Source organism: Acidiphilium sp. MT5, assembly GCF_054767495.1.
This window is the reverse complement of the sequence record NZ_BAABMR010000025.1, coordinates 1-8,699: the sequence shown is the minus strand read 5'-3', so window position 1 is coordinate 8,699 and position 8,699 is coordinate 1. Positions and strand designations below refer to the sequence as shown.

General features: G+C 60.7%; 9 protein-coding genes. 1 reads left to right on the top strand and 8 read right to left on the bottom strand.

Annotated features, from left to right (window positions below):
* The 8 genes from trbF to trbB form a co-directional block, all read right to left on the bottom strand.
* Window positions 1-652: conjugal transfer protein TrbF (trbF, locus tag ACYUCQ_RS15890; protein ID WP_460255533.1), on the bottom strand; the 652-nt coding region annotated here is incomplete at its 3' end.
* Window positions 653-654: 2 nt separating this feature from the next.
* Window positions 655-1,992 (bottom strand): P-type conjugative transfer protein TrbL, encoded by a 1,338-nt coding sequence (gene trbL / locus ACYUCQ_RS15885; protein WP_460255532.1) that lies wholly within the window; start codon window positions 1,990-1,992, stop codon window positions 655-657.
* 3 nt (window positions 1,993-1,995) lie between these two features.
* A complete protein-coding gene (gene trbK-alt, locus ACYUCQ_RS15880) occupies window positions 1,996-2,391 on the bottom strand; it encodes a putative entry exclusion protein TrbK-alt (RefSeq protein WP_460255531.1) in 396 nt (131 codons plus the stop codon).
* Complete coding sequence (gene trbJ, locus ACYUCQ_RS15875) at window positions 2,388-3,128, bottom strand: P-type conjugative transfer protein TrbJ (RefSeq protein WP_460255530.1); 741 nt, start codon at window positions 3,126-3,128, stop codon at window positions 2,388-2,390. The genes trbK-alt and trbJ overlap by 4 nt, the downstream gene beginning before the upstream one ends.
* On the bottom strand, window positions 3,125-5,584 hold the full coding sequence (trbE, locus tag ACYUCQ_RS15870; RefSeq protein ID WP_460255529.1) for a conjugal transfer protein TrbE: 2,460 nt from the start codon (window positions 5,582-5,584) through the stop codon (window positions 3,125-3,127). Before trbE ends, trbJ begins: the two co-directional genes overlap by 4 nt.
* A gap of 10 nt (window positions 5,585-5,594) precedes the next feature.
* Window positions 5,595-5,864 carry a VirB3 family type IV secretion system protein gene (locus ACYUCQ_RS15865; protein WP_460255528.1) on the bottom strand — a complete coding sequence of 90 codons (270 nt, stop codon included), beginning with the start codon at window positions 5,862-5,864 and terminating at the stop codon, window positions 5,595-5,597.
* On the bottom strand, window positions 5,861-6,193 hold the full coding sequence (locus ACYUCQ_RS15860; protein ID WP_460255527.1) for a TrbC/VirB2 family type IV secretion system protein: 333 nt from the start codon (window positions 6,191-6,193) through the stop codon (window positions 5,861-5,863). Before ACYUCQ_RS15860 ends, ACYUCQ_RS15865 begins: the two co-directional genes overlap by 4 nt.
* Window positions 6,190-7,134: a P-type conjugative transfer ATPase TrbB gene (gene trbB / locus ACYUCQ_RS15855; RefSeq protein WP_460255526.1), complete on the bottom strand. Its 945-nt coding sequence runs from the start codon at window positions 7,132-7,134 to the stop codon at window positions 6,190-6,192. The genes ACYUCQ_RS15860 and trbB overlap by 4 nt, the downstream gene beginning before the upstream one ends.
* Before the next feature lie 273 nt (window positions 7,135-7,407).
* On the opposite strand from trbB, the gene ACYUCQ_RS15850 reads away from it, so the two are divergent.
* Window positions 7,408-8,583: a hypothetical protein gene (locus ACYUCQ_RS15850; protein ID WP_460255525.1), complete on the top strand. Its 1,176-nt coding sequence runs from the start codon at window positions 7,408-7,410 to the stop codon at window positions 8,581-8,583.
* Window positions 8,584-8,699: the final 116 nt, after the last annotated feature.

The window sequence follows — 8,699 nt, the reverse complement described above, 5'->3', positions numbered from 1 at the left end:
CGGTGATGTAGATGCCGAGCGGATTGTTGCGGAGTTGGGTCGCGGTCGTCGGCTGGCGGAGCGTAATGGTGAGGATCGCGCTCCAGCGCTGGGTGGAGGTCAGCGCGTCATCGGCATAGTGGCTTTCCACCCAGACCACCCGGAAGCTGCTCTTTGACGCGCGGATCACGCTCACCACCGAGACCGAAACCTGTTTGTGCCCCACCTTGGAAAACGGCTTGCTGGCTCGGGCATAGGTGCTGAGCGCAAGGGCACCTTTGTCGGTGACATAGTGATAGGCATCGAGCCAGTTTTGGCGGAGCACGACTGGGTCGTCCGGGATGCTGCGCACCTCGGTGATAAAATGGGCGAGATACCAGGCGATCTGCGGATCGGTCGGTTGGTAGGCGGCGGTGGCTGGGCCGATGGCCTGGGCGCGGCCGAGCTTATCGACCTGCACCACCCAGGGCGTAATGGTGCCCCGCGCGGATTGCCAAACCAAACCGCCCGCCAGCCCCGCGCTCATGATCAACATGCCGAAGAAAGCGAGCCGCCAGTTTTTTGCCTGAACGCGCGCGGAGCCTATGCGCTCGTCCCAGACCTGAGCGGCCCGCTGATAGGGTGTCTCGGGTTCGGGCGTTCTGCCATAGCGCACGGTCGGGCGTCGGAACATTTTTACTCCTCGGAGAGATCAACGCCACTGCCGCTGGAGGGCGAATCACCCGAGCGGATGGCGTGGTTGGCGGACGAAGCACCACGATTTATTTGTTCGCTCCGCCTCATGCGTTTGGCCCAGGCCGGCGGGTTGGAAGCGCCGTTATTTGCTGCTGGTCCGTTTCTTGCGCTGGCGCCGGAACCTGTTGCAGCGGCTGAGCCCCCTGATCCAGATGATCCTCCTGTTCCGCCCGATCCACCCGAACGCATCGCGGTGACGGCGCGTCCGCCGCTCGCAAAACTCTCACGCATGCTGTTGGCCGCGCGACGGAGTGGGCTGATCGCGGCTGAACCAGCCGCACCGGCGACGCCGGACAGACCGCCCGCGCTGTAGGCGGTGGTGGTCGCCCCGGCGAGGGCTGCACCGCCACGCGCAGCTCCCGCAACTGTGCTGCCTGCCACGCCCACAGCGCCAAGACCGGCGGCAGCGAGACCGACACCAGCAGCGCCTGCACCGGCAACGGCAAGGCCGGTGCCCACGGCAGCGCCTGCGCCGAGCTGTGGCCCGCCTGCGATCAGGCCATTGGCGATGCCTGGGCCGAAGATCGACAAGGCCAGCAGCGAAAGCGAGGCAAGGATCAGGGTCAACGCATCGGCGATTGTCGGTGAATTGCTGATACCTGTGGTGAGCTGACCAAACACCGTTGAGCCAATGCCGAGGATCACGGCGAGAACCAGAATTTTGACGCCGCTGGAAACGACATTGCCAAGCACTTTTTCCGCCAGAAAGGCAGTGCGTCCGAACAGGCCAAACGGCACCAGGACAAAACCCGCGAGCGTGGTCAGCTTGAATTCGATCAGGCTGACAAAGAGCTGGATCGCCATGATGAAAAAACTCAGCACCACGATCAGCCATGCGAGGAGCAAAATGGTGATCTGGATGAAATTATCGAAAAAGCTGACATAGCCCATCAACCCAGCAATCGAGGCCAGAATGGGCATGCCTGCGGTAATGCCAACCTGGGCAACACGGCCCGGCTGCAGAAGCTGGGCCGACGTGAGCGTGTTCCCGCCTGCCTCGAGACCAAGCCCGGCGAAGGAATGAAAAATAATTGCGGCGAGATTATTGAAATTACCGATGATGAAAGCGAATACGCCGATATAGAGCGTCTTCTTGATCAGCCGGGCGAGAATGTCTTCGTCGGGCGCAAGGGTCCAAAACAGGCCAGCGAGCGTGATATCGATGGCGATCAGGATGCCGGCGAGCCAATGCACATCGCCCTGCACCAACCCGAAGCCGGAATTGATATAAAGGGTGAAGACGGAGAGAAAACGATCGATGATGCCGGTGCCGCCCATGGCCTACGGCGCTCCGGATTTTGGCGGAGCGGTTTTTGCGCCCGTTACGGATACCTTGGGCAAATCACAAGTCTTGGTGATGTTGGCTGTGGAGGTTGCGGACGTGGCGGCGGTGCTCGCACCAGAGCGAACTGGTCGATAAGAGAAAAAATGTCTTTGCTCCCTCTCCCAGGCAGCAAGGCATTGCCGGTTTTGGGCCGCTGCCATGCCGATGGCCTGACAATGCGCCAACTCGACGGAGAGATTATTCGATCCCTGCGCGGTAACGGAGCGAAAAAGCTTATGCGCTCTTTCTCGCTGCTGGAATTGCAAGGCTACGAAAGTAATTGCGCCCGCGACAAACGCATAAGCTGCCCCGCGCGCCCATCGTTTTTTTGCTCCTCGATAACGGGCGATCATGGGAACATATGAACGGTCTGGGGTTGGTAGCCCGGCCCATAATTCAGGAACCGCGAAAGCTGCTGCTGGGCCTGCTCCTTGCTCTCGATATGCATCGCTGCTTGTAAGCTTTCAGCACGGGCCATTGAGGTCATGACGGCGGTCAATTGGGAAAGCTGGGTGGTTTGCAGCGCCAGGAGCTGGTTACCCGATTGCGCGGCCTGCAGTGCGCCGGTAGCGGCTTGGCTGGAAGAGACCAACGCATCAACCTGGGTGCTGGTGGCGTTGAGATTCTGCACCACACCGGCCTGCACCCGCATCGCATCCTGATAGCCTGCCAGGGCATTCTCCCAGCGTGTGTGGGCATCAGCGAGCAATTGCTGCGAGGATGTCGCGCTGGAATAGGCTTGCGGATAAGTCTGCGCAAAAGCGTCGTTGATGGTGGAGACGTCGTAGCCAATGTTCTGCGCCTGCGCGAGCAATTGCTGGGTTTGGTTGATGGTCTGCTCCAGCTCGGCGAGCGAGGAGTATGGCAGGCTTGCTAGGTTGCGGGCTTGGTTGATCAGCATGCGCGCTTCGTTCTGCAGGCTGGTGATCTCGTTATTGACCTGCTGCAGTTCGCGCGCGGCGGTGAGAACATTCTGGCTGTAATTGGTCGGATCAAACACAATCCATTGCGCCCGCGCTGGTGGTGCAAAATCGCCAACGCAAAGCGCCGTAGCACAGATCACTCCGATCAGGGCACGGCTCGATCTCATGATTTTTGCTCCCGCGGAAAAGCCGATTTTGACGGAGAGCCAAAATCGGTCAGCATCGATACCGCCCAATGCAGCCCTTTGGCGCGGAGCCACGCATCCGCAAATCCCTCACGGCCATGGGTAGCGCAAAATTCGGTGATGGCGGCTTGATCGCTCTTGGATGAGGCCGCGCAGAAAGCGAGCGCAACTTCAGACAGTCCCAGATCGAACAGCCGATTGCCACGACGGGATTGGCAGTAATAATCGCGCTTGGGCGTGGCGCGGCTCAGAATTTCAATCTGGCGATCATTCAACCCGAAGCGCCGATAGATCGCGGCGATTTGCGGCTCCAGAGCGCGTTCATTGGGGAGTAAAATCCGGGTCGGGCAGCTCTCGATAATCGCCGGCGCGATAATGCTCCCATCGATATCGGCCAGGGACTGGGTGGCGAAGATCACGGAGGCGTTTTTCTTGCGCAGCGTTTTGAGCCATTCACGCAATTGACCGGCAAAGCCTCGATCGTCGAGCGCCAGCCAGCCTTCGTCGATGATCAGGAGAGAAGGACGGCCATCAAATCGCGCCTCGATCCGGTGAAATAGATAGGCGAGCACGGCGGGCGCGGCACCCGCGCCAATGAGCCCCTCCGTCTCGAAAGCTTGTACGTCGGCGCTACCGAGATGTTCTTGCTCGGAATCGAGCAGCCGTCCCCAGGGCCCCGCAAGGGTAAAAGGCTGCAAGGCTTGCTTGAGTGCTGTCGATTGCAGCAACACCGACAGGCCCGTCAGCGTTCGCTCCGGCACTGGCGCGGACGCGAGCGAGGTCAGGGCGGACCAGAGATGGTCTCTTTGCTCCGGCGTGATGGTGACCGATTGGCTGGCAATGAGAGAAACAATCCAGCCGGCGGCCCAGGCCCGTTCGCCGGAATCATCGATCTGTGCCAGCGGCTGCAATGCCATCGGTGTTTCGCTCCCATCGGCCAGAGCGCCGCCGAGATCATGCCAATCGCCCTCCATAGCGAGCGCCGCTGCGCGGATTGATCCGCCGAAATCAAACGCGAACACTTGAGCGCCTGGATAGCGCCGGAATTGCAGTGCCATCAGCGCGAGCAAGACCGATTTGCCCGCGCCGGTTGGCCCGACGATTAGCGTATGACCGACATCGCCGACATGCAGCGAAAACCTGAACGGCGTCGATCCTTCGGTTTTGGCGTAAAACAGCGGTGGTGCTGCGAAATGATCGTCACGCGTGGGACCGGCCCAGACGGCGGAGAAGGGCATCATATGGGCGTGGTTCAGGGTGGAGATCGGCGGCTGACGCACATTGGCGTAGACTTGCCCTGGCAAGGAGCTGAGCCAGGCTTCGACCGCGTTGACCGTCTCGCGCATGCAGGTAAAGTCGCGCCCCTGGATCGCTTTCTCCGCAAGGCTCAATCGCTCCTCGGCAATGCGGGCATCCTCGTCCCAGACGGTGATGGTGGCGGTGACGTAGGCTGTGCCGACCAGATCAGCGCCGAGTTCCTGCAGGGCTGCATCGGCGTCGATGGCTTTGTTGGCGGCGTCGCTATCCATCAGGACGGAGGCTTCGTTGGTCATCACCTCCTTGAGGATCGCCATCACCGATTTGCGCTTGGCGAACCATTGCCGGCGGATTTTGCCGAGCACGCGGGTGGCATCGGTCTTGTCGAGGCAGATGGCGCGGGTGGACCAGCGATACGGAAAGGCCAGCCGGTTGAGATCATCGAGCAGCCCGGGCCAGGTTTGCGTCGGAAAACCCATGATGGTGAGGGTGCGGAGCGAGACCTGGCCCAGCCGTGGCTCGAGCCCGGCGGCAAACGACTCATCGGCGAGGATAGCGTCGAGATAGATCGGGGTTTCCGGCACGCGCACGCGCTGGGTTCGCGTTGAGACGCAGGAATGAAGATAAGTCAGGGTTTCGGCATCATCGAGCCATGCGGCTTCGGGCATGAAGCCTTCGATCAGCGCGAGAACACGGTCTGTGCGGTCAACGAAACCATCGAGAGCCGAACGCCAATCGGCACCGGTTTGGGCGCGGTTTTCGTAAAGCCAAGCTTCCGCACGGGCTGCATCATCAGCGGGTGGTAGCCAGAGGAGGGAGAGAAAGTACCGGCTCTCGAAATGAGCCCCCTCTTCTTCGAATTGCGCGCGGCGCTCGGCATCAACGAGGGTTGACACCGGATCGGGGAAGATACTGGCCGGGTAGAGGTTGGCGGGCTGGCGCTGGGCCTCCACGAATATCGCCCAACCGGAACCAAGGCGGCGCAGCGCATTATTCAGGCGGCCGGTGATCGCGACGAGTTCGGCGGGGGTTGCGGAATCGAGATCGGGTCCCCGGAACCGCGCCGTTCGTTGAAACGAACCGTCCTTGTTCAGCACAATCCCGGGCCGCACGAGTGCCGCCCAGGGGAGAAAATCAGCGAGCCGATCTGGGCGATGGCGATATTCCGCAAGATGCATCATTTTTGCGCCCTCACCCCTGCAGATGCTGCGGGTAGCGGAGGTGACGGCGCACGACGTCGACAAAATCGGCATCGCGCCGCGCCGCCCAGACTGCGACGAGGTGCCCCAGCAGCCAGATGGCGGCGCCGGCAATCCAGAGCCGGAGACCAAGGCCCAGGGCGGCTGCGAGCGTGCCGTTAATAATCGCCACGGCCCGTGGCGCACCACCCAGCAGGATTTTCTCCGTCAGCGCGCGATGCACCGGCGCGTAATAGCTAGGCGCAAACTCGCCCTGGTTCATCGGACCAAAGCTCCACCCGCAAAGGAGAAGAAGGATAGAAAAAAGCTGGAGGCCGCGAAAGCAATGGATAGGCCGAACACGATCTGAATCAGACGACGGAACCCACCGGAGGTTTCGCCGAAGGCAAGGGTTAGGCCGGTGGTGATAATGATGATGACCGACACGACTTTGGCTACAGGGCCTTCGATGGATGCCAGGATTTGGTTGAGCGGCTGTTCCCACGGCATGTTTGAGCCGGCGGCATAGGCTGGTGCGGTTGCGAGAGCGAGTGCGATGAGAATTATGACCATCGACGCAACAAATCGTTGGCGGGCGGCGCAAAAATTCATTGGAGCGAACCTTCTGCTGGGGTGAGAACGTAGTCGCCGGTGGGGCTGAGGCCCGAGATGCGCGAAAGTTCGGTTATTCGCCGCGCTGATCCGCGCCCGGACAGCACCGCGATGAGATCGATTGTCTCGGCGATCAGGCCGCGTGGGACCGTCACAGCGGCTTCCTGGATCAGCTGCTCCAGCCGGTGCAGTGCGCCGATGGCGGAGCCCGCATGCAGTGTGCCGATACCGCCTGGATGGCCGGTGCCCCACGCCTTCAGCAGATCGAGCGCTTCGGGTCCGCGCACCTCGCCGATGGGAATGCGATCGGGGCGCAGTCGCAGCGCCGAGCGCACCAAATCGCGGAGCGAAACCGCACCATCTTTGGTGCGGAGCGAAACCAGATTGGGGGCCGCGCATTGCAGCTCCCGCGTATCCTCGATCAGCACGACGCGGTCTGATGTTTTTGCAACCTCGGCAAGCAGCGCGTTGACCAGCGTGGTTTTGCCGGTCGAGGTGCCGCCCGCGACCAGCACGTTTCGGCGTTCGGCGACGGCGTTGCGCAGAATCTCCGCCTGCTCGGGCGTCATGATGCCAGTCGCGACGTAATCCTGGAGCGAAAAGATGGCGATGGCAGGTTTACGGATGGCAAAGCTGGGGGCGGCAACGACCGGCGGCAATAACCCCTCAAACCGCTCTCCCGTTCCAGGCAGTTCGGCAGATACGCGTGGCGCACCGGCGTGGACTTCGGCGCCGACATGATGCGCAACAAGACGAACAATGCGCTCCGCATCGGCGGGCAGAATGCTATAGCCGGTATCTTCCAAGCCGCCGGAAAGAAAATCGACCCAGAGCTTGCCGTCCGGGTTGAGCATCACTTCGACGACACGATCATCATCCAAATAATCGGCGACAGCCGCGCCAAGCGCCGTGCGGAGCATGCGGGCACCGCGGGCAAACATCTCGGACCGGAGCGAAATTGTCGTCACATCGAACCCTGCGCTGGCACCCAATCGGGGCGCGTTGATCAACGGGGTTGATTAGAAAGAGACGGAATGGCCTTAATGCAACAAGGTTGATAGGCGCGTAGGGGCGTGGGATAGCATCAGAGCAAAATCGGTCGGTAGTTCAAGCGCGCATCTGAATAGGCTCGGTCTGACGAAATGGTCGCTTCTCATAAATGGCAGTTCAGGTCCAAGTTCCGCACCAATGCTTATGGTTGGAACGGGTCGCACTTGGCCATCGACCGGCTCAAGGCCGCCGTCTCCGAACTCAGGTCCGTAGCAAAGACAGATTCCCTCCTGGCCGGCGAAGGAATCGTGTTGCTGGCGGAGCGAATCTGGCCATCTCTCCAAGGCATCGACAGCTCATCTGGTGCTCTCGGCTCGGCAGTGTCGCGTACCCTCGACGAGCTGATCCCCATCCTCATCGCTGCCCCGGCGACGCCGGCGACGCGAGGGAAGTGGCTGTCGCGTTTGTTCCAGGCGGTTCAGGACGATGGCGTCGATTATCTGTCGCCGCTCGAGGATCGTTGGGGCGAAATTGCCCAATATCCCGAGTTGATGGAAGAATATGCGACCCTCTTGATCGGCATGCTGCGCCGGGCTTGGGCCGACCACACGACGTTCTCCCATGTCACTGGCACATCCATCTGCTTGTCTTGCCTGCTGGAACTCGGCCGATATGACGAGCTCCAAGAACTTCTCGCCGTCAATCAATCGAAATTCTGGCCATGGCAGCGGTTCGGCGCGGAAGCTTTGCTCCGTCAGGGACTATGGGAGAGCGCGATTGCCTATGCCGAGGCTGCCCGAGGCAAGACAAATTCGAATTTCTACGACCTGGCGGTTGATCGGTTTTGCGAAGCCGTCCTGATCAAGCACGGTCGTTCGGACGAAGCCTATCGGCGTTACGGCCTTAACACCGCGCGAGGGACCACAAACCTTGCCATCTACCGCTCGTTGATCCGCCAGTATCCTGAGCGTGACCGGCGCCAGATGCTGCTGGATCTAATCAGTTCACGCGGTGATAAGGCAAAATGGTTTGCCGCAGCGAAGGATGCTGGGTTCTTTGATATCGCCATCGAGTGCGCGGCAACATCCGGCGCCGATCCATCGACGTTGGTTCGTGCCGCAAGGGATTTTCAGAAAACAGAGCCGAAATTCGCGGCAACGGTCGCCCTGTTTGCCCTTTCCAGTTTGCTCTCGGGGGGTGGGTATGATCCGGTCCCGAGCGATGCATCGGATGCGGTGACCTATCTTTGGGCCGCCGCGCTTGAAATTGGGGCCCTCGATTGGGCGGAGGAAGAACTTGGCAAGTTGATAAGCCAGCATTTTGCGCCCGGCAGGCAGATGTTTCAGAGCGTTATTAAAGCCGCACTGGCCCAACGGCAGCAGCGCAAGGTTACGCCGTGACTGGTGTTGCTGAGGGCACCGAGCATGTCGGTTATCATTCCCGATGCATCAGCGCCATTAAAGCGATTTACGGCGGTGTCGATAGCGAATGCTCATGAGATACTCCAATCGGACTG